This is a genomic window from Solobacterium moorei, from assembly GCF_036323475.1.
Classification (GTDB): Bacteria; Bacillota_I; Bacilli_A; order Erysipelotrichales; family Erysipelotrichaceae; genus Bulleidia; species Bulleidia moorei.
This window is the reverse complement of sequence record NZ_AP028934.1, coordinates 2,074,999-2,099,516: the sequence shown is the minus strand read 5'-3', so window position 1 is coordinate 2,099,516 and position 24,518 is coordinate 2,074,999. Positions and strand designations below refer to the sequence as shown.

Annotated in this window: 27 protein-coding genes; 12 read left to right on the top strand and 15 right to left on the bottom strand. The window is 37.2% G+C overall.

What is annotated here, in order from left to right:
- The 12 genes from RGT18_RS10575 (at position 1) to RGT18_RS10520 (ending at position 7,886) form a co-directional block, all read left to right on the top strand.
- Positions 1 to 387: a hypothetical protein gene (locus tag RGT18_RS10575; RefSeq protein ID WP_028078533.1), complete on the top strand. Its 387-nt coding sequence runs from the start codon at positions 1 to 3 to the stop codon at positions 385 to 387.
- A gap of 160 nt (positions 388 to 547) precedes the next feature.
- Positions 548 to 1,021 carry a replicative helicase loader/inhibitor gene (locus RGT18_RS10570; protein WP_028078532.1) on the top strand — a complete coding sequence of 158 codons (474 nt, stop codon included), beginning with the start codon at positions 548 to 550 and terminating at the stop codon, positions 1,019 to 1,021.
- Positions 996 to 1,253 carry a hypothetical protein gene (locus RGT18_RS10565; protein ID WP_028078531.1) on the top strand — a complete coding sequence of 86 codons (258 nt, stop codon included), beginning with the start codon at positions 996 to 998 and terminating at the stop codon, positions 1,251 to 1,253. Before RGT18_RS10570 ends, RGT18_RS10565 begins: the two co-directional genes overlap by 26 nt.
- Positions 1,254 to 1,256: 3 nt before the next feature.
- Positions 1,257 to 1,550, top strand: coding sequence for a hypothetical protein (locus RGT18_RS10560; RefSeq protein ID WP_037404188.1), 294 nt, complete (start codon positions 1,257 to 1,259; stop codon positions 1,548 to 1,550).
- Positions 1,550 to 1,813, top strand: a complete 264-nt coding sequence (locus tag RGT18_RS10555) for a hypothetical protein (protein ID WP_338176148.1) — start codon at positions 1,550 to 1,552, stop codon at positions 1,811 to 1,813. Before RGT18_RS10560 ends, RGT18_RS10555 begins: the two co-directional genes overlap by 1 nt.
- 37 nt (positions 1,814 to 1,850) lie before the next feature.
- The gene (locus RGT18_RS10550; protein ID WP_037404391.1) at positions 1,851 to 2,288 is read left to right on the top strand and encodes a hypothetical protein; all 438 of its coding nucleotides are present in this window, start codon (positions 1,851 to 1,853) and stop codon (positions 2,286 to 2,288) included.
- 152 nt (positions 2,289 to 2,440) lie between these two features.
- Positions 2,441 to 2,893, top strand: coding sequence for a Panacea domain-containing protein (locus RGT18_RS10545; protein ID WP_028078801.1), 453 nt, complete (start codon positions 2,441 to 2,443; stop codon positions 2,891 to 2,893).
- Positions 2,886 to 3,695, top strand: a complete 810-nt coding sequence (locus RGT18_RS10540) for a hypothetical protein (RefSeq protein WP_028078802.1) — start codon at positions 2,886 to 2,888, stop codon at positions 3,693 to 3,695. The genes RGT18_RS10545 and RGT18_RS10540 overlap by 8 nt, the downstream gene beginning before the upstream one ends.
- 212 nt (positions 3,696 to 3,907) lie before the next feature.
- Complete coding sequence (locus tag RGT18_RS10535) at positions 3,908 to 4,384, top strand: terminase small subunit (protein ID WP_028078803.1); 477 nt, start codon at positions 3,908 to 3,910, stop codon at positions 4,382 to 4,384.
- Positions 4,381 to 5,748: a terminase gene (locus RGT18_RS10530; protein ID WP_028078804.1), complete on the top strand. Its 1,368-nt coding sequence runs from the start codon at positions 4,381 to 4,383 to the stop codon at positions 5,746 to 5,748. The genes RGT18_RS10535 and RGT18_RS10530 overlap by 4 nt, the downstream gene beginning before the upstream one ends.
- A gap of 3 nt (positions 5,749 to 5,751) precedes the next feature.
- Positions 5,752 to 7,269 (top strand): phage portal protein, encoded by a 1,518-nt coding sequence (locus RGT18_RS10525; protein WP_028078805.1) that lies wholly within the window; start codon positions 5,752 to 5,754, stop codon positions 7,267 to 7,269.
- Positions 7,269 to 7,886 carry a phage minor capsid protein gene (locus RGT18_RS10520; RefSeq protein ID WP_028078806.1) on the top strand — a complete coding sequence of 206 codons (618 nt, stop codon included), beginning with the start codon at positions 7,269 to 7,271 and terminating at the stop codon, positions 7,884 to 7,886. Before RGT18_RS10525 ends, RGT18_RS10520 begins: the two co-directional genes overlap by 1 nt.
- Here the strand turns inward: RGT18_RS10520 and RGT18_RS10515 are convergent.
- The 15 genes from RGT18_RS10515 to RGT18_RS10445 all read right to left on the bottom strand — a co-directional run bounded on the left by RGT18_RS10515 (position 7,829) and on the right by RGT18_RS10445 (position 24,505).
- Entirely contained in the window at positions 7,829 to 9,628 is a 1,800-nt protein-coding gene (locus tag RGT18_RS10515) for a recombinase family protein (RefSeq protein WP_320077641.1), read from the bottom strand. The two genes, RGT18_RS10520 and RGT18_RS10515, sit on opposite strands and share 58 nt — an antisense overlap.
- A 62-nt stretch (positions 9,629 to 9,690) precedes the next feature.
- The gene (locus RGT18_RS10510) at positions 9,691 to 9,837 is read right to left on the bottom strand and encodes an SHOCT domain-containing protein (RefSeq protein WP_001058405.1); all 147 of its coding nucleotides are present in this window, start codon (positions 9,835 to 9,837) and stop codon (positions 9,691 to 9,693) included.
- 448 nt (positions 9,838 to 10,285) lie between these two features.
- On the bottom strand, positions 10,286 to 10,702 hold the full coding sequence (locus tag RGT18_RS10505; RefSeq protein WP_001051308.1) for a sigma factor-like helix-turn-helix DNA-binding protein: 417 nt from the start codon (positions 10,700 to 10,702) through the stop codon (positions 10,286 to 10,288).
- Positions 10,703 to 10,979: 277 nt separating this feature from the next.
- Positions 10,980 to 12,803: a serine hydrolase domain-containing protein gene (locus RGT18_RS10500; protein ID WP_009346335.1), complete on the bottom strand. Its 1,824-nt coding sequence runs from the start codon at positions 12,801 to 12,803 to the stop codon at positions 10,980 to 10,982.
- Positions 12,800 to 14,179: an MATE family efflux transporter gene (locus RGT18_RS10495; protein WP_009346279.1), complete on the bottom strand. Its 1,380-nt coding sequence runs from the start codon at positions 14,177 to 14,179 to the stop codon at positions 12,800 to 12,802. Before RGT18_RS10495 ends, RGT18_RS10500 begins: the two co-directional genes overlap by 4 nt.
- A 21-nt stretch (positions 14,180 to 14,200) precedes the next feature.
- Positions 14,201 to 15,598 carry an ABC transporter ATP-binding protein gene (locus RGT18_RS10490; RefSeq protein WP_000566323.1) on the bottom strand — a complete coding sequence of 466 codons (1,398 nt, stop codon included), beginning with the start codon at positions 15,596 to 15,598 and terminating at the stop codon, positions 14,201 to 14,203.
- The gene (locus RGT18_RS10485) at positions 15,595 to 16,290 is read right to left on the bottom strand and encodes an energy-coupling factor transporter transmembrane component T family protein (protein ID WP_009346318.1); all 696 of its coding nucleotides are present in this window, start codon (positions 16,288 to 16,290) and stop codon (positions 15,595 to 15,597) included. The genes RGT18_RS10490 and RGT18_RS10485 overlap by 4 nt, the downstream gene beginning before the upstream one ends.
- Positions 16,290 to 16,898 (bottom strand): MptD family putative ECF transporter S component, encoded by a 609-nt coding sequence (locus RGT18_RS10480; protein ID WP_000739616.1) that lies wholly within the window; start codon positions 16,896 to 16,898, stop codon positions 16,290 to 16,292. The genes RGT18_RS10485 and RGT18_RS10480 overlap by 1 nt, the downstream gene beginning before the upstream one ends.
- Before the next feature lie 19 nt (positions 16,899 to 16,917).
- Entirely contained in the window at positions 16,918 to 17,658 is a 741-nt protein-coding gene (locus RGT18_RS10475; protein ID WP_009346327.1) for a class I SAM-dependent methyltransferase, read from the bottom strand.
- A complete protein-coding gene (locus RGT18_RS10470) occupies positions 17,659 to 18,243 on the bottom strand; it encodes an L-2-amino-thiazoline-4-carboxylic acid hydrolase (protein ID WP_009346326.1) in 585 nt (194 codons plus the stop codon).
- Positions 18,240 to 19,994, bottom strand: a complete 1,755-nt coding sequence (locus tag RGT18_RS10465) for an ABC transporter ATP-binding protein (protein ID WP_009346315.1) — start codon at positions 19,992 to 19,994, stop codon at positions 18,240 to 18,242. The genes RGT18_RS10470 and RGT18_RS10465 overlap by 4 nt, the downstream gene beginning before the upstream one ends.
- Positions 19,991 to 21,745, bottom strand: coding sequence for an ABC transporter ATP-binding protein (locus tag RGT18_RS10460; protein ID WP_009346298.1), 1,755 nt, complete (start codon positions 21,743 to 21,745; stop codon positions 19,991 to 19,993). Before RGT18_RS10460 ends, RGT18_RS10465 begins: the two co-directional genes overlap by 4 nt.
- Complete coding sequence (locus RGT18_RS10455; protein ID WP_000569061.1) at positions 21,735 to 23,204, bottom strand: ABC transporter ATP-binding protein; 1,470 nt, start codon at positions 23,202 to 23,204, stop codon at positions 21,735 to 21,737. Before RGT18_RS10455 ends, RGT18_RS10460 begins: the two co-directional genes overlap by 11 nt.
- On the bottom strand, positions 23,201 to 23,905 hold the full coding sequence (locus RGT18_RS10450; protein WP_001162459.1) for an energy-coupling factor transporter transmembrane component T: 705 nt from the start codon (positions 23,903 to 23,905) through the stop codon (positions 23,201 to 23,203). Before RGT18_RS10450 ends, RGT18_RS10455 begins: the two co-directional genes overlap by 4 nt.
- A complete protein-coding gene (locus RGT18_RS10445) occupies positions 23,906 to 24,505 on the bottom strand; it encodes an MptD family putative ECF transporter S component (protein WP_000797113.1) in 600 nt (199 codons plus the stop codon).
- Positions 24,506 to 24,518 lie beyond the last annotated feature (13 nt).

Sequence of the window (24,518 nt, the reverse complement as noted above, 5' to 3'; positions counted from 1 at the left end):
ATGAGTAGAAATGATAGTGGATGGATTAAGGATTATCGTTCATTGCTGAATTGGCGATGGTTTAAAGACCCTAATACTGCGCACTTGTGGCACTATCTGCTATTGCGTGCTAGTTGGCTGGATGAAGAACAAGAATTTAGAACAATCAAAATAAAAAAAGGTCAAGTTCTTGAATCCTTACCATCGCTATCTAAAAATACAGGTTTAACATGCATGAATGTACGCACTGCACTAAATCACCTAAAATCAACAGGGGAAATAACAGACGAACTAACAGGGTGTGGAAGGCTTATAACGATAGTAAATTACGCAAAATATCAAGCCACAGACTCACAGGGTAACAGGGAATCTAACAGGGAATCTAACAGGGAGCTAACAGGGAGCTAACAGGGAGCTAACAGCAATATAAGAATATAAGAAAGATAAGAATATAAAGAAGTATAAGAATACTAAGAAATATAGATAGTGCATACATATATAAGAAATATAAATAGTGTGTGCTGACGAAAGTTGCAACTTTTATCTATATTAGGAGGATTTTCAGAAATTGGAAAAATCACAAGTAAGAAATTTGTTGAAAACTTTGCGATTGAGATATCCAGAGTACTACGCAAGAAAAACAAAAAAGGAAATTATTGATATTTTTAACTCTTTTGTAGTCACACTTGCAGATGTTGATCAGATTGCTGTGGCAGGAGCATTAGATAGTTACTTCAAGAGTGGTAACTCAAACTATCCTCCTACAGCTGCACAATTAAAATCAAAGGTCATGGCAATGCCTGAATACATGTGGGGGCAGATGCTAGAAGAAAAACAGCAACCACTAGCAATAGCCGGAACGCAAAGAACAAGAAGAGAAATATTGCTAGATTGCGCTGTACTGATTGCTACACATGATGTTGATACAAAAGAAGAATTAGTGAAGTGGTGGAATGAATACGCAGATAACACACCACTAACAGATGAAGAAATAGAAAGGGTATGGGATAAAGCGTATGAAAACAAAACTACACTTAATTAACGCAAACTTTGATATAGACCTGAAGAAAGACAATGATTTGATTGTAATAGGTGCAAAGGTAAAAGGAGATTTCGCTATGTTTACCGAGGGGACACACAAGGATTATAGATGTGCTGATAAATTACTTTACATTGATAATATTAGAAACAGATTACACATAGATAATTTTGATGAATATGTTGATGATTATATACAAAGTGTACTTGATTATCAAAACAGTTATGGAGTATGAAAAATGAATAAATACCAAGAAGCATTGCTGAACATTCGATATTATTATGCACAATCGCATCAATATAAAAAATTGCAAAAGTATAATGCGATACGACAATTAGAAACCTTACAGGAACTTGTGGACAGGGCTACACCGAAGAAACCTATCAATCAAAGTACACCGGTAGTTCGGCAGGGATACTGTCCAAACTGTAAAGGTGAGTTACAAAAATTAGGGAGTAGGAATGAAGTTGTAATAGAGGGACAACTGTATTGTTGCTCATGCGGTCAGGCGCTGGATTGGAGTGAAGAATGATGAAATCAACTGATATAGAAAAAGTAGAAACGATATTAACAAAAATAGAATGTTTAAAAAAAGAAACTGCAACTCTTAATCGTTCAAAAGAAGAAGGAATAGATGATGCTCGCGTAAGAATTAATTACATTAATTTTGAAATTGATGGAAATTTATCTATAAAAGTACGCAATGTGATTTTAGATGAATTTAACTCTGAAATGAATGGATATATAGAAGAGTTAAAGCAACTTGGAGTTGAGTACGTAGATGAGGCAGCTTAGACGTTTGCAACGCACTAAGACTAGATTGGAGTGAAGAATGATTAATGAAGATCCATACAGAGAAGACCTGCAAGTGATTGACAGAGAATTAAGAAATCACTACGAATACAGACGTCAGCTTGAGATGGTCAATGAGCGTATTGCCGAGATCGATACGCAGCTTACATCAATTGGTAGCCCTAGGATCATGAGTCCGGAGGAAGCGAAGTATCAGAAGGGCACTAGGATTTATAGCGATATCAATATGCTTGAACTATTCCAGGAACAGGACCAATTAATCAAGCAGAAGCAAGACCTGTTATACTTGATCAGCAGAGTGCAGGTGAAACTGAATAAGCTGGAGAATGAAGAGTTACTGCTAATTGAGCAACGTTACAAGTACAAGAAAACTTTAAGGGAGTTGGCTGTAGTGATGTGTAGCAATAAGGATACATTGCGGATGAAAATTGAGGAAATAATGAAAAATTTAGAATAATTTACTAAAAATTATTAATTTTATACATTTTAAGTTAAAGAAATGATATATTATCACTGTACATAGTTTTTTGAAAGCAAGAAGTTATTGGTATATAATACTAAAAACTTCTTGCTTTATGGTGCATAAACAGAGGAAGGTAGGAGATTGCTATGTATGATGTTTTAGAGGTTAGTAAATATATCATTAATTACAGTAATGAAAAGCAGTATGGAATTTCAAATCTTAAGTTGCAGAAAATTTTATATTTGGTACAGGCATATTTTTTGGTTAAGAAGGAACACCATACTCCATGTTTTGACGATCAAATAGAAGCTTGGGATTTTGGGCCGGTAGTTCCTAAGGCCTATAGAGTATATAAAAAGTATGGAAGTAGTGATATTTCTGTTGCAGAACCACAGGTAACTATGTTATTTGGAGAAAATAAAGAAATTACAAAGGAAGATAAAAAATTAATAAATAGTGTGGTTGATGCATATAGTAATTATAGTGCCACAGATTTGGTGAAACTTACTCATGAGCAAGCCCCATGGAAAGATACATATGTTAAGTACAGAAATCGTATCATAACAATAGATTCGATGAGGAAATATTTTAATGCCTGATGATGTTAAAGATGTATTGGGCACAACTGAAGGAGATCAATGTGGGCTTAGACAAAAACAGGAGTACTTAATATCTAAAGAAGAAATTCAAAAAATATGTAGTAGTCTTTGTTATAAGAGCAATGAATATATGCCGTCAATGACAATGACTATACTCAAAAATTATATTAATAATGATACAAAGCTTGATAGAATGCTATATTCTGAAATAACTAATCGAGTTTATGGGATGGATGAAGGTGTACGAGGAACTTTTCTAACAAATGTTGAATCATTGCTTGAATATACTCTAAACTTACCGAAAAATATTGAGTGTGATTGCAGAAAAATAGTTGTGAAGATTTTTGACCATTGTCAGTTGGCAAATTACCAAATTGAAAATGCTGGGAATATAGCAGAAAAAAGTAATGATAGGGTAAAAGCTAAAATCATAGAAGAAGTAAACAGAGATATGAAAGTAATCGAACGTGAATATATAACGATTCTTGGTATATTTGCATCAATCGTACTTGCTTTTATGGGTGGAATATCCTTTTCGTCAGCAACATTAAATGCGATGAAAGATGTAAGCATATTTAGATTGTTGTTAATAGTTGACCTATTAGCATTCATATTAGTAAATAGTATTGCTTTATTAACTAGTGTAATCAGCAATGATAGCAAAAGTGCTGTGGAAGAAGCACAATCTAGCAATAAAAAGAAAAATAGCTTAGTCACATTTAATAAAATTTTACTTGCAATTGCTGTTATAGTTGTTATTGCGTCAATCTTTTGTCCGCCATCATTATTAAAAAATTTGTAAAAATAGACATGTCTATTGAAAAAATGCAGTATAATGGGCGTAGGCGAAAACCATGAGCAGAAATGCTTGTGGTTTTTTTCGTACATACATTCGAAGCTATCAGCTTAACATTTGAAATCACCCTAAAACTATTCATATAAGTACTCCTTTTGTGTTTAAGCTTTCCGGCTGATAGTTTCCAATGTGTGTGCGATGTAGAAAGGAGCAAGCCTATGAAGAAATTAACAGACAAGCAAAAGCGTTTCTGTGAAGAGTATGTGGTCGATCTCAATGCAATACGTGCTTATAAGTTAGTGTATGTTAACTGTAAAAGCGATAGAACAGCATCTGCTAATTCTAGTAGACTGCTAGCAAATGCTAACGTTGCCGCGTACGTGTGTGAGCTGAAGGAACAGATCGCGCAAGAAGCTAAGATAACTGCAGCAGATGTACTTAAAGATCTTATCGAAGTTAAAAACAGATGCATGCAAGCTACGCCTGTGAAGGTGTGGGATTCTGATTCACATTCCTACATTGATTCTGATGCTGAGTTTACCTTTGACAGTAAAGGAGCTAATACAGCTCTTAAACTAATAGGCGAACATCTAGGCATGTTCCAAAAGAAAGTCGAACTGTCAGGCGGACTAGAAACAAAGCAGTCTAAGGTTGATGATGTAATCGAACAATTGAAGGTTGCTGATGAAGAATGAGCGATTTGCGATTAATTTTATCCCCTAAGTTCAAAGCATTTCTAAAGTATGATGCAGAACTTGAAGCACTTGAAGGCTCAACTGCTGCAGGTAAAACAACCGTTGGGGTTTATAAGTTCATCTTAAAAGTTTGGCAATCCCCTAAGAAGCTTCACATTATCGCAGGTGACGATACAGGTACGGTAGAAAAGAACCTGATTAACAAAGACCTTGGGATTTTGGATGACTTCGGGGATTTGGTTGAGTACCGCGGCAATGGCTCTAAAGAGTACAAGATGCCACACTTGATCGTGCATGCCACAACTGGAGACAAGATTGTTTTTATAGTTGGATATTCCACAAAAGAGAAGTGGAAGGATGCATTAGGTGGCCAGTATGGATGCTTACTTATTGACGAAGTAAACACAGCAAACATGGAATTTGTACGTGAGTCTATTATGCGTGCAGACTATACCATGATGACGTTGAACCCTGACGATCCATCACTCCCTGTATACAAGGAGTACATCAACCGTTGCCGTCCTATTCAGAAATGGACAAAGGAAACGCCACAAGAGATTCTAAATGATTTAAACGAGCCGGAGCATCCAAACTGGATACACTGGTTTTTTAATTTTGATGATAACTATGGATTATCTGCAGAAAAGAAAAAGCAGATCATCGAATCAGTGCCTGTTGGTACAAAACTTTGGAAGAATAAAATCAAAGGGCTTCGTGGAAGAGCCACAGGGCTTGTTTTTAGCAACTTCGAACGTAAGACGAATGTTATTACGTACGAGCGATTAATCGCTCAAATAGGCGGCAAAGACAAGCTCAGGAAGGCCTTTAAGGTTTTCACTGTAGGCGTTGATACAGCCTACTCACAAAAGTCGCCTGATACGATTGCAATGTTGTTCCAAGGAATAACAGTTAATGGCAAGTTGGTAACGCTTGATGAAGAAGTTTACAACAATGCGGATCTGCAGATTCCGATTGCGCCAAGCGATACAGTCCAAAGACTAGTGGACTTTGCGGAACGAAATCGAGAGAAGTGGGGATATGCGAAATACATGTTCTTGGATTCGGCCGATCAAGCAACCATCACAGAGTGGCAGAAATACAAACGCTTGAACGGTAGCATCTACGAGGTGATACCGGCATACAAGAAAACAAAGATTATTGACCGTATCAACCTACAGCTAGGATGGATTGCCAAAGGTGATTACCTAGTGCTGGAACACTGCAAGAATCACATACATGAGATGGAAGTGTACAGCTGGCGAGAAGACAAGTATGAGCCGGAAGACGGCAATGATCATACGATAAATGCAAATCAGTATGCATGGCTGCCATTTAAGAGAGAAATAGGAATTGGAGGAAAGTAACCAATGGGTATTGGAATGAACATCAAACAAGCTATTCAATCATGGCTTGAAATAAAACCTGCTGATCGAGAAGGTGTAACGATTGATGAAGCTTACGATTATGAATTTAACGCAGGAATCAACCGAGTATGGATGCGTGGTCAGCCAGCAGAATTATCGGCGCTCTATAAGCAAATAAAGGGTACTAGCAATAAGAATGCAACATTCTGGGGAGCAACGCCGTCTACACCGATTCACAAGATTCATACAGGTTTGCCAGGATTAACGGTAAGAGTGCTAACGGATATTGTTATTCGCGATTTGAATAAAATCGAGGTCAATAAGCGTAATGACGAATGGCAGAGGATTGCAAATGATAACAATTTGAAGAAACTGTTTAAGCAAGCAATCAAAGATACTCTGTATGTTGGGGATGGTGCTTTCAAGATTTCAGTTGATAGCGATGTTTCAGATGAGCCAATCATTGAGTTTTATCCAGGAGATAAGATTGATTTAATCTACAAACGTGGAAGATTAGTGGAGATTGTTTTTAAAACGGTTAAGATTCAAGAAGGAACAACACGTAAGTACTTACTAAAGGAACGCTATGGATATGGCTATGTTAAGTATGAGCTATTTCACGTGAATGGATACAGCTTAGATAAGACAGACTTGTACGAGTTGGAAGAAACAAAGGACCTAGCAGACGTGCAATTTGGTGGGTATAACGAGGAAACAAAAACAAAGGGAAGCTTTATGATGGCAATCCCTTTTTCAATTTTTGAATCAACAATGTACAAAGGTCGAGGTGAGTCGATTTTTGATAAGAAAAAGGACTCATACGATGCTTTGGATGAGGTTGTTTCGCAATGGGCAGATGCGGTCAGAGCAGGTCGTGCAACAAAGTATATCCCTGATTCGTTAGTACCTAAAGGCGCTAATGGAATGGACCTGTTACCAAATGATTTTGATGATCGCTTTATAAAAACAGGAAACGCTATTGGCGAGGATGCGAAACAGCAAATCAGCGTTGTACAGCCTTCAATTCCGACAGAAAACTATCTGCAGAGCTACATTACTTATTTGGACCTATGCCTACAAGGCTTGATCAGTCCATCCACATTAGGCATTGATACAAAGAAGTTAGAGAATGCTGAAGCTCAGCGAGAGAAAGAGAAAACAACACTGTATACAAGAAATGCAATCATTGAAGCCTTTACAGAAATGGTCCCTAAGCTAATAGCAAGTGTGCTTATGGTAAAAGACGGAATGACAAATAAAGGCTTGTCACAATTACTTGATCTTGATGTGAATGTTGATTTCGGAGAGTATGCCAATCCGTCATTTGAAGCTGTTGTTGAGACAGTTACAAAGGCTAAGCAAGGCGGTGTTATGTCAATAAGAACAGCACTTGATGAAATGTATGGCGAATCTAAAGAAGATGCATGGAAAGATGAAGAAGCACAACGCATTGCTGAAGAAAGTGGTGCTGTGCAGCTGCCTGAGCCGAATGTACCTGCAGATATGGATATGCTTAGTTAATGGAATACGATATTGCTGAAGCGTTTAGACGTATTGAGCTTGAACTGATTTCATCTATGAAACGAAATTGGAAAAGGCACAATGAAGAAGAAAATAAGTATGGTTTCACTTGGTCTAGATGGCAGGCAGAGCAATTAAAGTCTTTGGAAGAATTCAAAAAGAAAAATCCAAGACTTTTTTCTTCGAAATTCAAAGCAATCAATGAGCAGTTTCTTAGCATTCTTGGCCAAAAAGAAACAAACTTCTTTGGGGTGCATTCCCGTAAGGTACAAGCTTTAGTTAAAGCGACAACCGGTGATCTAGTGAAGGCTGAACATGCTATGCTGCGTAAAGCTAACGATGAGTACCGCAAAGTCATCTACAATGCTCAAACGTATTTAGCAAGTGGCGCAGGAACACTTGATAAAGCAATTGATATGGCCAGTAATGATTTTCTTACTAGAGGCATTAATTGTGTTGTGTACAAAGGTGGCAGACACGTCAACATGGCAACGTACTCAGAGATGTCATTACGTACAACAAATAAGCGAATTGGCATGTATGCAGACGGCGCTAAACGTCAGGAATTAGGTGTGCATACCGTCAAAGTTTCACGGTATGTGTTGTTAATAGGATAGGAATACAAATTATTAACCTCGTCGCTTGAATGAGGATACAATTTGTTGTCAGTTTCCTCATTAACTTCCTTGGCATTTTTTCTTCTGCTCTTAAATAATCTTCCGTCCTGAGAATCTTTTTTTCCAGTCTTATATATGATAGTAATCATTGCAGGATCAATTTCACCTTCATCGTTAGTTCCCCCAATGATGATTTTATCTACTATACTTTCAAATACTGCCCTATCAAATTCCTCAAGGTATTTATTGGATTCAAGTAATTTTTTAAAACCCTCAAGCCTTTTCTTCAATGCTTTTTCATCAGTAAGTGTTACTTCTAAAGTCCTTTTTTCTGCAAGTAATTTCTCTTTGCTAATGGCTATTTCATTATACTTGTCCTGATATATATCCATGCTGATTGACTCATTCAGCCTTAATTCAACAAGATCTTTTTCTTTCTTTATTATTTTATCAAGTTGATTGCTTATCTTCTTCAAGTCTTTAGCTAAACTATTGTCTTTCAATTCTTCTTCAACAGTTTTAAGGAATTCGTTGGTAATTTCTACATTATTGTGGCATACTTGACGATAACTTTCCATAAATGCTTTTTCTATTGCTTCTTCTTCAATCCCTTTACTATGCGGACAATACTTCTTTCCGTTTTTAGTAGCATTGACACACTGCCATATAACTTTTGTATACTCTGAACTCGAATGCCAATTTCTTCTTGAAAGATTATGACCGCAAAATCCACATTCAAGCATGCTGCTAAAAGCATATTTTCTTGAATACTTTTCTCTCTTACCGCCATTATTAGCAACGGTATTTCTGTTTTTTGACCTTCTTAATCTAATACCTTGAGCTTTTTCAAAATCTTCTTCCGAAATGATTGGCTCGTGATGGTTCTCTATATAAAACTTATCCTGTTCTCCGAAATTATCCAATCTTCTCTTTGAAATAGGATCAACCGTATAGGTCTTTCCCATCATAAGATCCCCTTTATATTTCTCGTTTTTTATGATTCCTAAAACTGTTGTTTCCGTCCATCTTTTATTTCCTCTTGGCGATAAATATCCTTGTTCTTCAAGTTCTCTGGAGATTACCATACCGCCAACACCTTCAATATATCTTCTGAAAATATATCTTACAATCTCAGCTTCTTTTTCATTGATAGAAATGCTTTTAGTTTCCGGATCATAGTCATAGCCTAAACACCCTTGAAAGCCGACCATTTCTCCTCTTTCCATCTTCATTCTCAAACCTTTTTTGACATTGGCTGAAATGTTCTCTACTTCCTGTTGCGCAACTGAACTTAAAATTGTTAAAAGCAACTCTCCGTCCATTGTTAAGGTGTTTATGTTTTCCTCTTCAAAAAAGACCGCAACATTAAACTCTTTCAACTTTCTTACATACTTTAAGGTGTCTAATGTATTTCTTGCAAATCTTGATATAGACTTTGTAATTATCATATCTATATCGCCGTTCATACAGTCATTTATTAACCTTTGAAAGTCAATTCTTCGATCAACCTGTGTTCCTGTTATCGCCTCGTCAGCATATATCCCCGCAAGTGTCCACTCATTATTTTGCTTTATAAAATCTGTGTAGTGTTCTACTTGAGAATTATAGCTGTTAATTTGATCTTCGGTATCCGTGCTGACTCTGCAATAAGCTGCTACCCTCTTTATTGAGCGCTCTACACAGCCTGATGCAGTTCTTTTCAGTGTGGTATCACCTTTAATAACTTTTACATCTCTTTTCACTGCACCCGCCTCCTTTTTTTGTATCTTTCTATGCAGTTTTATTATACCACACTTCCAAGACATTATAAATATAATTCTGTGGGAATGTTATACTTTTTCATCAATTTAATTTTTATCTTTTTATATTCAATATCGCTGAGTAAGTGCTTAGAAAGTAACATAGACAGCATAGATAATTGGAGGCTGTATTTTAATAATTCATTATTCATTTCAACTCCTCCTCATTCAAATTTATTTTTAAGTTTAATGACATTGGTAGGTGCTTGGCAGCAACATAGGAATCTCACCTCCGCCTCTTATTCCAGACGAGCCGGCTTAAACTATTGAAGTATCATTATCACTACTTGTTTCAACGAACAGATTGCCACATCTGTTTTTATGTATTCTTATTTATCGCTCGCTTTCTTGTTTCCTTGATTTATCAGTATTCATAAAACCAAAATTTCTTTCAGCAGAAAGGTCATGGCGTAAGTCATAATTCTCCACAAGTAGATAAAGTCCTACCTTGGTCTATTCAGTTGTCAAGGAACAAGTGCCTATTGGCTTTTAGAGAGATTTTCTTTTAAGCAATTCTTGAAAATAATTCTTCAATTAGATTAAGAGGACAGATCTCCCTTCACTTTATACAAGGAAAATCTGCCCTCATGCACAAGGCGATTACTTCATAAATTCTTCCAATAGCACACTTAGTTTTTTAAGAATGCTATTTTTTCGCCATTGTATAGCTTGATAGCTCACTTTCTTACCTCTCGCTATGCTTGATAGCGTTTCATCATTGAAATACAAACGCTCTATGATGTCCCTTTCCTCATCGTTTAGTTTTGATATAGCATTTCTGACTGCCTCAATCATCATCTGTGTTTCAACAATCTTTGCTACATCAACGCTTTCATCAGCGATGTTATCTACAAAATTCCCATCATGATCCAAAGAGGAAAAGAAAAGCAGGTGGTTTTTTCTGTCCACCTGCTCTAAATACTTCTCGTGTTCTTTTTCTCGCCAGTAGACTTTATAAATATCTTCACTGACTTTTACCTTTTGCCCTCTGACATAAAGGTAATACTCTTTTGCCATAAAGTTTCCTCCATTTCTTTTTTGTCTATTTGTTTTTCAGACAAAAAAGGAGGACTCCTGCACATAAGCATAAAAAGTCCTCGAAAACGGAAGAAACCTGTTCTTCCAAAATGTTTTAAATTTAATTGTTTATAATAATTACTGACATCAAAAAGGTCTATTATTATTTTCTATATAAATAACAGACCCTACATAACACATAGCAATTACCTCCACTATTTAATCAAATTTTCCTTACTCGAAAAATATATATTAGAGCATTCTTTTAAAAGATCCTCTATACAACAGTTAAAAACCCAAGATAATATGCCGAAAAAATCTGAGCTATAAATATTAGTAGTAATCCACTGTTTTTGATACTTCTTTCTTTGAAAATTGCATACCCTCCACATAAAATCCCTATAATACTAAAACACCATCCAGCAATAATAATAATCATAAGTTCATGAGCAAGAATTTCATATATTGAAAACCAATGAGCCATTCCTGTAATTCCAGAAATCCCAAGCATAGCTCCACAAATATATAGATATATATGATGTCGCATACATCTCTTCCACCTTTGTAGCGTTGAAATGATGCATATAATCAGTAATGTTAAAAATAATAATGTGGTTGATATATAAGTTCCCAAGCTGAACAAAAATGCTATTTTCCCTTGTGTGTTAGTGGCAGGGATATAATCATGAGCTAATCTAAAGCTCATAGAATGTACTTTGCCGTCATTTATATTAAAAGCAAGTATTTTTTCTTCAGGACTCGCATCCTTGCAAAAGAAAATGTTAGAATCTATTTGTTCGTAATATTGCTTTTTATCTTCAAATGGCATGGTAAGACAAAGACGATTTCCATCTGTCACTCTAATGGAAATCATTTGCTTTTTCCCTTGTATTTTTCCAACATTTTTCAATGCAGAGCGGGCAGGAAGATAATCTCCGCTTAACATCTTGAGATCTAAATTTTCTTTTATCTTTTTTTCATCAGCTTCTGTATATGCAATTTTTTCCATAATCTCCGAGCAAAACTCCGTCTCCATTACATTTGTCAATATTAAAATTGCTCTCTCATTTTTCGGTTCTACCCATATTTGTGTTTTGAATCCGTATGTTCCACCTTCATGTCCATGCATTTCCGGATTATTCGCATATTGCCAGAAGCCGTGAGATAAACCTGAATTTGCACCATAGGAGCGATAGGTTTCTGTAAACATTTCTTTTTTAGTATGAGGATTATTAAACAATAGATTATCTTTATCATTATTTTTAGCCAGCTCTTGTGCATAATTCAACAAATCCCCAGCTGAGCCATTCATTCCACCAGCAGGGTACATTCTTAAATACATATTCGGTTCTTTGCGGAATCCCTTTTCAAAAAAAGAATAACCGACTGCCTTTCTTGCCAAAATCGTAGGATTATCATTTTGAAATGGACCTATCGATGTATTGTTCATATCTAAAGGTTTCAAAATGTGTTCATTTACATATTCTTTGTAATTTTGACCACTCACTCTTTCTACAATAAATGCAGCTAATGCAGCGCCCCAGTTAGAATATGCGCTTACCTTGCCCGGTGAAAATACCTGTTCGGGTTGATGTGAGGACAAGACTTCGGCTAATATAAATTCCTTATCACTTTCAAAATAGCGAAGGTTAATAAGCTGCTCCTCGAAGCCCGCCGTATGATTCATGAGATGACGCATTGTAATAGGTGTATCATAGTGTAAATTTTTCAAAAAACCTTTTGGTAGATAGTTGCGAATATCCGCATCCAAATCAATTTTTCCTTCTTCATTTAATTGCATCACACCTACCCATATAAAGGTTTTTGATATTGATCCCCATTCAAAAACTGTGTTTTCAGGATCCATAGGTATATTTTTTTCTAAATCAGCGTATCCGTAGGCTTTTGAAAACACAATTTCTCCGTGTTCAGATACAATGACACATGCACCTGGAACGCTTTTACCTATATACGCATCCGCAACTTTATCAATAACAGTTTCGTAATGTTCAGTTTCTTCCGCAGCAAAAATAAAGGAACGCGGAAATAAAACGACAAAGGCAAAAGCAATGAAACAACTCAAAATGACGATTTTTTTCATGATATCTCACCAACATTAACCTTGTTTATTTCCTGTGCAAGCTTAGTAATGCGCTTGTATTCACTAATTAGCAATATAATGGCAATCAAAATTATAACGACATCATTCAAAGGCAACGCCAGCCATACTCCGAGAACATTTTCGTTCAGAAAACGAGGTAATATCAATACTAAAGGGATTACAAGCGCAAGTTGCCTTAGTATAACCAATACTCCTGCCTGCTTTGCTTTACCGATAGCCTGAAAATAAGTGACTGTCATTATGAGCATGCCATAAGTAGGAAATATGCAGTACATAAGCCTAAAATTAGATAATCCTGAACTTACAATAACTGAATCGGTAATAAATGCAGATAATATCTGCACTGAAAAAATTTCAATTATGGCAAAGAAAAATCCGGCAAGACAAGTAGAACCTATAATAAATACATTCGTAAGTTTTTTAACCCTTATATATTCTTTTGCTCCGAAATTTGTTCCGACAGCGGGCTGCATCCCTTGACTCATTCCCCATATCGGAACAAATGCAAGCTGCATAACTCTTTGAGCGGCTCCCATAAGAGCTATTTGCTTTTCTCCGCCAAAATGCACTGCCGTATTATATACAACTGTCATTTGAACCAACATCATAATTTGCATGAGCATAGCGCTCATTCCCACGGAAAAAATTTCAGGTAATAAATCTTTTGCAGGTTTTATCCCATGAAAACGAACCACCGGACTTTTTTTCAAGAAGTATATTAAGGTGACCAAAGCTTGACTGATTTGAGAAATCACAGTTGCGATTGCAACAGCTTGCGGTCCTCGAGATGGCATAAACAGAATGAATATAGGATCTAATATAATATTTAAAATAGCACCAGCCGCCATGATTCCCATTGCAATTCCCATGCGACCCTCTGCCCTTATTACCATATTTGCACCCTGCATAAAATTTACGAATATGGAGCCGAGATATACTGTTCTTAAATAAGAAACACCCATCTCCATCACTTCACCGCCGGCACCAGATAAGCGTAAAAATTCAGGAGCAAATATGATACCGATAATCATAACTACTGATGATAAAACGATTACCAAGAAAGTTAGATTTCCTATAATCTTATCCACGGTTTCTTTATCTTTTTTTCCGATTGCCCGAGAAAGTACAGAGCCCGAACCTATCCCAAGAAGAACAGCAATCGCATTATTGATTAATACAAACGGAGATGCCGCCGAAACTGCACTCATGGCATCGGTTCCCACCATTTGCCCGACATAAATTGAATCGACAAAGGCATATAATCCTACTATCAGTTGACCCAAAATTGCCGGCAAACTAAGATGAATCATCAATTTCCAAGGATTTTCCATAAGTAATTTATCACGAACATCCATTATAAAAACCCTCCTTGTCCTTTATTTTTGCGTTTTATCGATACTTATTCTGTATTCACAGCAAGCATCCATAAATTCCTCATCATGAGTGATTACCAAAATAGTTTTTTCTTTTTCTGCAGCTTTCTTTAGTTCCCTTGCAATCAAAAACATATTTTCGGCATCCAAGCCACTGGTCGGTTCGTCAAGTATCAAAATATCTTTACCTGACAACAACGCACAGCATACTGCAAGTCTTTGTTTTTGACCTCCCGACAAGGAAGCAGGATGAGAATCTTTATATTCGTATAAACACATATCCTTAAGCAATTTTTTTGCATTTTCTAAATTCTCTGCATCATATTTTGTTCCAAGCAAAAGTTCTTTTGAAATGCTTTCTGTAAAAAATTGTGTCCCTGTGTCATTTGAACAGTAATAGGTATGTTTGCAAAGTTCTCTGTACCCTGCCTTCTCACCATGAATATAAACATTACCTTCTGTTAATTTTTCAAGTCCGCTTAAAATTAAAGCTAAACTGGTTTTTCCCGCACCATTGTTGCCTGTGATTGCAGTAACACTTTTCTCATTAGCAAAAATATCCACATTTTTTAATATTTGTTTTTTATTTTTCTTGAGAGAGAGCCTTTCTCCTTGTATTGCAATATTGTCCGTTCGGGGTGGGGCAATCTGTTTTGTAAAAGGTTTATTTATAATACGGCGAAGTCCCTTTGAAATGCGTTCCAAGTCATTCATTGTACTAAATTCTAAAGAAGAATATTCATGCTGTATCTGTCCGTCTTTCATATATAAATACCTGTCGGCAAGTTCTTCTGTCCAACTGAGACGATGCTCGGCAATCAGCAATGTGTATCCTGCTTTCTTTAACTGCATAAGGATGTTTTTCATTTGAATGATGCCGTCTTTGTCCAGATTTGCAGTCGGCTCATCAAACACAAAAACCTCCGGATGCATTGCATATACAGAAGCTACTGCTGCTCGTTGTTTTTCACCACTTGAAAGCAAATCTAAGGAAATCTTTCCTATGTTTTCCAATCTCATCTTATGAATAGCATCCTTTGTTCTTTTTTGAATTTCAAACTTTGAGAAACCGTAATTTTCACATCCAAATGCTATTTCACCCTCAAGCTCTGATGAAAAGAATTGTCTTTGAGGATCTTGAAATATGCTGCCAACAATTTTACCGATATCATAGGACGGCATCATTTCAATATCTTTTCCTGCAATTCGTATACTGCCTTTTTTTGTTCCTTTGTAATATTTTGGAGCAAGACCGTTGATAAGTCTTGTAATGGTCGTTTTTCCACATCCTGATTTTCCTGTCAAAACCACACATTCACCGGCTTTTATCACTAAATTTATATTCGTCACACCATAATTGCTATCCGCATACTGAAAGGAAACATTCTGTAAGTCGATCATATTCTCATGCCTCCTATCCATAAATAACCCGATATCAAAGCGAACCATAAAATCATGGCAAATATATCCGTTATTTCAATCTTGCTCTCATAGTAGCTGCTTCTTTTCCCCGGTGATTCCCCACCTCTTGCAATAGCTGAAACGGAAAGCTGATCTGCTATCATCAAGATTCTGACGAGTAGGGGAATCAGCACATATTCACATGTCTTTGCGGGTGCTTTCAATATCTGTTTAAGACCTGTCAAATTTCTGTTTTTCATAGATAGATACACACTCCTTAACTCCGATTTCATGGTAGGGAAGAATCTAAATACTACAAGGACACCCAAAATAACGGATGTAGGAAGGTGAATGGAACTTAGGAATGCCGAAATTTTTCCAGGCGGTGTTGTAATCAAATCCCATGATACCAAGAAAGCAGGAGAAAGATTCCAAAGCATCAGCACATAAAACTCCGAAAAAATCAGCATATGAAGTCCGAAACGTTGTATGGCGTAGAGTAAAATTCCCAATAAGATATAGAATATGCCGTAATCAAATACGATTTTCCATTTCCCTTGTATACCTAAATATAAAAAAGTGGCAATTGTAAGGATGCAGCTGAAAACGACATCTTTTCCCATATAAATGGCTATTAGTACACAAATGAATCCCCATATTTTAGTTATGACAGCAAAAGAAATTTTTCTCATTATAGAAGTCCCGTTTTTTTGAAATGCTTTCCCATAATTTTTTTGCCTGCCAGACCACCCGCAAGCCCACATATCGCCGTAAAGATAACAATGAATATAATCCATCCGGGAGTCTTATAGTAGCTGATATATGAGTCTATATAGCTTTGATCCATGCCACCGCTTTTTGCAAAGCTGTAATAGGTTTCCCAAAAGAACCAAATCGGCAGTAAATTGACACCGTTATATAAAAGACTGGCAACAGTCCACGATGCTATAATTTGTTTTGAATTCCTTTCAGAACAATCTTTCCACAAGATTGCTTCGCATATCATACCAATTGCAACAAAGTACGGTAAAAGATACCAGTTCCCCATCAACAGATAAATCATACCGACGATACTCATATAAACAAGGCTGACAAAGTGCTTCCTTACCCGACACAAAAGCAGATAATAGACAGGTGCACATAAGAACATGGTAAAACCAACTGATAAAACCATACTGACAAAATGATTGGTCATGCATACCATATTTACAATAAACTGGATGAGAATGAGAAAGAGACTCAACAGAGCAGCCGCAATGACATCTTTAATTTCCCATTTTAATGCTTTATTTTTTTTCATTTATTTTCCTCCGTAAATATTACTTTTGAGCTTTGATGATAAAGGTCGGCATCGTGCGATACCTGCGTGCCATAAAAGGATTCCAATACTTTTCCTGTAACAGTGTCTCTGTTTCAATGTTCTTAAAACCTGTTTCTCTGCATGTTTCCAAATCCCATTCCGGGCGTTTTATATAACTTAAAGGGAGTTTTTTCAATTCGTCCATCATATCTGTATCATGATAATAATCCTGAAATTTGCCGTAGCGTTTTGTTAAAATGTTTTCATCTGACTGAAAGAGCTTTGCCTGTTCCTCTCCCCAAAAAGGGAAAAGCCAATTTGCATCTAAATTCAGCATACAACCGCCGGATTTCAAAATTCTGTACCACTGCGCATAAACTTTTTTCGGATTATTAAATAGCCAAAAGGCATGTCTTGAGACCACTGCATTAAAGGTATTATCGGGAAAATCCACTAACTCTGCGTCTTTAAGCATAAAAGTGATTTTATTTGAAAATCCTAACTCCTCAGATATTTTTTCAGCTTCCTTGAGCATTGCGACATTATTGTCTATTGCAATGACATCACACCCAATTTGTGCAAGAAGCAGCGAAATAAACCCGGTTCCACATCCGACATCTAAAATTTTGTTTTTTTGACAATCTCCAAGACACCGTTCTAACAAACCTCTCCATTCCAGACCTCTTTCTTCTATTTCTTGAAGAAGAAACATTTTCATTTTTCCGGCATCCCCGGACCATTTTTCCTCAGCCCTATTCATTTAACTTTCCCCTTTCCTATTTATGAAGCAAAAGTCGCATTTTTCACCGTTCATTCCCAGTGTCTGACTTCTTTCAAATACAAATCCCTTTATATTTCCGAATACGATATGATCACACAGACAGAATATCTCACAAAGCTCTGGGCATTCAAAAAAATTGCAGGTATCCGCCCAAAGGCACTTGAGCACATCGACACGGTAGTATTCCCCGTCATCCGACAGGATTCTGCTTTTCCATATTTCATCGCCCGACATCCCTTTTTTCATAAACAAGCGGAACAGCCTGAAAAACCCGGGGATATAAAAAAATGTTTTCAAAAGCTTATGTGCCTTTTGGGCAACATAAAATGAATACTCCTTTACCAATTCTTTTGCCTCATTTTTTGAAAGCCCTTTATCTATGAAACATCGGTATAGGGCTATATTTGAAATAATGCTTCTTTTTTGCCTTTTTTTCTGTTTTTCCGTCCATGATCCTTGATTGATTTCTTTGATGAGCTGCTTCATTTTTGTTTTATGTTCCGCATCTATTTTTTTTAATATCTGTGCATTTAACTTTCCGAAGTAAAATTTTTTGTATGTCATTCCAGGCCTCCTAATTTCCATCCAATTGCATTTCCCCGAATTTCAACAAATCGTCGATAAAGTCCTTCCTGCTGTATCAGCTCCTGATGTTTTCCTCTTTGCACAATTCGTCCATTTTCAAGAACAAGAATTTGATCTGCTTCTCGAACTGTATTCAACCTGTGAGCAATCATCAGAAGCGTTTTATTTTTTGTCAGCTCTGAAATAGCCTGCTGCAATTCCCGTTCGTTTTCAGGATCGACACTTGCCGTAGCCTCATCTAAAATGACAACAGGTGCATCTTTCAAAATCGCTCGTGCGATAGAGATTCGCTGCTTCTCACCGCCGGAAAGGGTTGCACCTCCTTCTCCAATCTTTGTTTGGTATCCATCCGGAAGTGCGGATATGAAATCATGGCAGCATGCTTTCTTTGCCGCGGACACTATTTCTTCTTTTGTTGACTGCGGTTTTCCAAAAAGAATGTTATTTTCAATGGTATCTTCAAAAAGGTAAACCCTTTGAAACACAATGGAAAAATTCTTAAGAAGGCTATCGCAAGTATAGTCTTTTACATTAACGCCACCTAAAAGAATCTCACCATCTTTTACGTCCCAAAAGCGTGCAATTAAACTGCAAAGGGTCGTCTTTCCTGAGCCTGATGGTCCTACAATGGCACAGCTCGTACCTTGAGGAACAGAAAAGCTTACATCGTGCAGAATTTCCTTTTCCTCATATGCAAAGGAAATGTTTGAAACGGTTATGTCGTATGCTTTCGGGATAAGGTCTGTTCCCTTTTCATCAAGAAGGGGAATATTGGATATTGTTTCCAATCTGTCTAAAGAAGCATCCACAACTCTTGCAACGGCAGCCGTACTTCCTGCAAGCTCCACAGTCGTATAAATCATAAAGCTTGCGACAATAAGGAGCAGGCACTTTTCAGGAGTTATTTCTCCGTTCATAAGCAGGTATGGTGCAACAACAAGGATTGCGAATCTGGCAAATTTGAATATCATTTGAAAGACGGCAGCTAAGCCGGAGAAAACTTTTTCTAAAGCGATGTTTGCCTCTGCGCTTTCATTGATTGCAGCGTCTACGGATTTGTCCGAACGGTCGGCAAGTCCGAATGCCTTTATCACGGACATCCCCTGTATATATTCTAAAATGCCTGTAACAAGTCCGGCCTGTGCAGCTTGCCTGCGCGGAGAATATTTCATACCAGCTTTTTGTGTTTTTGCGTACACACAAAGGGAAAGAAAAAGCCCTATGAACATCAAAACTCCAATTTTCCATTCATAAAACAAAAGCCATATCCCTATCACTGCAGCGTGGATAAATCCTCCGGCTACCGCTTCCATGACGGTAACTGCATTGGTTTCCAGATCTCCAAGTGTTGTAGTAACTGCCGCTGTAATATCTCCAAGGCGATGCTCATTAAAATATCCCATAGGTACGCGTTTTAATTTTTCGCCAAGCTCCATGCGCCATTTGGAACACATGGAAAAGCTTCCAAGGGTTCTTTTTACAGCGGAAAGATTCGTAAATAGAATGCGTCCTGAAATACTTAAAAGCATAATCCCCAAGGCTGCCCATATTGTTTTAATCGACATGAAGCCACTTGAAAGTGATAATAGTATTCCGTTCAAAACTGCAAGCACAGCCATAATGGGAAGCATCTCAAACACGGAATTGCACATATGAAAAATAAACGATAAAATCAATCTTTTTCTTTCCATTCCGGAAAAATCCAAAAGTCGTCTGAACATCTGAATCATGCTGATACCTCCTTCATATCAAGCGTGCTGATATGTGTATTCCAAAGTTCTCTGTAAAGAACACAATTTTGGGTAAGCTCCTCATGTTTTCCTTCCGCTTCTATATTTCCTGCATTCATGACGATAATCTTATCGGCTGATGTGATAGTAGATAATCGATGTGCAATGACAATCAGCGTTTTTCCCGCTACAAGCTCGCTGATGGAGTGCTGAATTATCGACTCATTTTCAGGGTCTGTAAAGGCGGTAGCTTCATCTAAAATAACTACGGGGCTGTCTTTTAATATGGCTCTTGCAATGGCAATGCGCTGCTTTTCTCCGCCGGAAAGATTGCTTCCGCTGTCTCCGACAACGGTATCGTAGCCATTGGGAAGTGATGTAATAAAATCATGGCATGCCGCTTTTTTTGCTGCATTTTCGATTTCGCTGTTTGTAGCATCCGGCTTACCGATTCGTATATTTTCTCGTATAGAAAGATGAAACAAATAATTATCCTGTGAAACATACGCAATATGTTCCATTATCTGCGAAAGCGGTATGTTCTGCACATCGACACCGCCTATTTTCACGGTTCCGCTTCCCGCATTCCAAAAAGACGCAATGAGTCTGGCGACAGTGGATTTGCCCGATCCCGACGGTCCGACCAAAGCCGTCATTTCATTTTCATTCGCTTCAAAGGAAATGCTGTGTAAAACCTCTGTATCCTTGTAAGAGAAAGAGACGTTGGAAAATTCTATTTTTTCTCCTTTAAGCTGTACTCGTTTTACCGGGCGTTCCATTTCTTCCGTATCCAAAAGGCTTCCGATTTCTTTTACGGTGGCATCTACCATAGCAAGGCTGTCTGTATATCGCAATGCCTGAATAAGCGGAGCAATCAAGCCCAATGATAAAATAATGCAGGATATAAAACTGCCTGCGCTTATGCTTCCGCCTATATAAAACAAACTTCCGACAGGAAGAACTCCGATTAGACTTGAGGGTGCTATTGCAATACCTGCCGCATAGTACGGATTCGTCTTTTTGAACCATTCCGATTTAGAATTTTCATTCTCCTTTACCGCCTCTGCATATTTGCGATAAGAATCGCTACTTTGATTAAAAGCCTTAACCACTTCGATTCCGCCTATATATTCAACCGTAGCGGCATCCATAGCTTTTGCGGCTTTAATAACTCTGTCATAACGCTTCTCATAATCTTTCATCATTCCCATATAACAGAGCATTCCGACAGGAAAGGTTGCAAGAGCAATAAGTGCCAGCCTCCAATCAAGGAACATGAAATAAATCAACATTAAGACAGGAATCATAATATTTGCTGTTAATTCCGGTATCATGTGAGCAAGGGGTAACTCCAGTTTTTCAACCGTATCTACAAGCATCGTTTTGAATTTTCCTGACGGGGTATCCAAGACAAATCCCATGGGCACTCGTGACAACTTTTTCGTAAGTGCAGTACGAATATTTTTTAGTATAGTAAATGCGGCTTTGTGAGACCGCACCGTAGATACAGTTGATAGACCAAGCTGCAAAAGGTACCCCAAAAGAGCAATTACTGCCATCGGCATGATTGATTTCAAGCTGTAATCGCCGGCGCATATTTGAATAATAATGCGTGAAACTGCAATATACGGGACGATTCCAAACCCTGCACCAAGAACGGCAAAAACAACCGAACTTAAAAGCAAGCCTTTACATGATCCGGCAAACTCAAATAAGCGATGCAATGTGTTTTTGTTCTTCTTATTCTTCATTTCGATCTCCTTCTGCTAAAATATATTTTTCGATATTTTTCTTTTCTTCACCTCTCAAATCGGCAATTATTTTACCGCCTGACAAAAGCAAAACTCTGGAACATATTGTTTTTATAAATTCAATGTCGTGTGTAATAATGAGCAGGATTTTTTCCTGTTCAGAAAGTCTCTCTACCATCGTTCCTACTTCCCGCATGCTTTTTAAGTCAAGCCCACTGGTCGGTTCATCGAAAATAAGAATTTCTTTATCACAAAGCAAGCTGATTGCCACTGCCAACCTCTGTTTTTGTCCTCCTGAAAGTGAAAGGGGATGTCTGTTTTTTAATTCGGAAAGAGATAAGGCCGATAAAGTTTCGTCAATAACAGACTCATCTGTTGTTTTTGTTCCGAGTGTGCATTCTGTTTCCACACAATCCGTAAAAAGTTGATGTCCGACATCCTGCATCACCATGTAAGATTTTTTAATACGCGCTTTTGCAGACAAACTCCTGCCGTCTACAAAAATATTTCCCGATTTTTGTTTTATCAGTCCGCATATCGTGCGTGCCAGTGTCGTTTTTCCTGTTCCGTTTGCGCCGGTAATTGCGACGATCTCTCCACCATTTGCGGTAAAAGAGATGTTTTGCAAGATAATCTTTTCACCATATTTGACATGAATATCTTTCAGCTCTAAGGTGTGTTGGGAAAATTTTTTATCATTGGTATTTGTTTTGATTTCAGAAAGATTTCGACACCTGAGCCCCATATTTTGTATTTGTTCAAGCGGGAGCTCGCAAAAATCCTGTATACTCATATCCTTAAAAATCTGACCCTCCTGCATTAAGATGACCCTGTCTGCAACATCTGTTAAATACCACAAGCGATGTTCTGCAATGATAATCGTTTTCCCTTGTTGTTTTATTTTTTCTATCAGTTTTTTCAGTTCAAGCACGGAATGAAAATCCAGATTTGAGGACGGTTCATCCAATACAAAAATATCCGGATTCGTGGCATACACAGACGCAAATGCAATTTTTTGTTTTTCCCCTCCGGAAAGTTCAAAAATGCTGCATCCTTTTAATTTTTCTATATGCAAATCTTTAGTAATCCTTTCAAGCTGCTGTTTTAATTCTTTCATCTCCAGCATTCTGTTTTCCAGTCCGAAAACAATTTCACTATCTGTATCTGTGTTGAAAAATTGTGTTCTCGGATTTTGAAAAACCGTGCCGACACTATCGGAAAGAGTTGAAATTTCGGTCTCGGCAACATTCATTCCTTTTACAGTTACTTTGCCTGAAAGTTTTCCTTCAAAAAAATGAGGAATCAGCCCGTTTACCAATCTGGTAAGAGTCGTTTTTCCGCATCCTGATGCACCGCACAAGAGAACACATTGTCCTTTTGGAATATTTAAGTGTAATTCCCGTAAAGAAGCTTTTTCCATATCCTTGTAGGAAAAAGAAAGTTTTATAAATTCAATCAAGGGAATACACCTCCTCGTAAAAAATCAAAAAATATCATGCAAATAATCCCTATATAGATTGTTACAATCAGAGCATCATGGATTGAAAAACAAACTTTTTCCATACAGCTGCGCCTTCCGACATGATCTATTCCTCTTGTAATTGCGGCTTGTGTGATTTCATCAGAGATTTTAGAAGCAGATACCAGCATGGGTACATATACATACTCCATTATTTTGACCGGATGGCGTAAAAATCCTGTAAAAGAAGCGGTTATCCCTCGAAGAGCCATGGCGTCCTTAATATAGTTCCATTCCTCAGCCATTGTCGGAAAGTATCGCAATGTAACAGAAAGTGCAATAGTGAAACCTTTAGGCAAATGCAATCGACTGAATGCAGCTAAAAAAGCACTGACCTTTGTAGTTTGTATTAAAAATGTGCCGAGCATAAAACAAGGAATAAGTTTTCTTATATAGACATCAAACATATATATGATGCCTCCGATCGTAACAGGTAATTTTGATATAACAAAAAGCTGTACCATCAATAACACAATAAAGAGAATTCCGTATTTTGAAGCAGTACGGAACTCTTTCGCCTGTAAGAGCAATAATATAGGGATTGCTGTAAAAAGGCATTCTATAACGATACTTTCATTCAGAAACACGGAAATACTTGTTATTGATAAAATCAGCAGCTTTGTTCTGGGATCTAAAGCCATTTATATAATCCCCACTTTTTCAAAATGTTTTTTCAATAATTTTTTACCTATAAGGCCTCCGATTATGGCACAAATAATTGTCCCCAAAATCATTAAGGGGATAACCCACCAATTTATTCTAATAGCATTGATGATTCCTTCAAAAGAAGAAACATCTCCTTTTCTACGCATGAATTCATCAAACTGTGCAGGCATGATAGCCATGGGAATATAGGCTCCCATTGGAGACAGCGCAAACACGCAATAGGCAAGTAAATTTCTTCTGAATGATTTGAAATTTCCTGATTGGCAAATAAAGTCCGCAATAAATCCAAATACGATGAAAAATACCGACATCATCCAAAACATACCGGTAACAAATAACAAGATTCCGGCAAGTATACCAAGTATGGAAAGTGATCCGCGCTTCGGTATTTTAGCGGTGTATAACATAAAAACACTGCCCGCAAATAAAGCTACTATCATCGGCATAAACGGAAAAGTGACAGGTGTCATTTGTGCGATACCGCCTATAACAAATGCAATAACAAAATAAATAAGTGAAAAAACGCCTATGGAAATATAATCTCTTGTTAGTAATATATTTTCTCTATTTTTCATAATAATCTATATC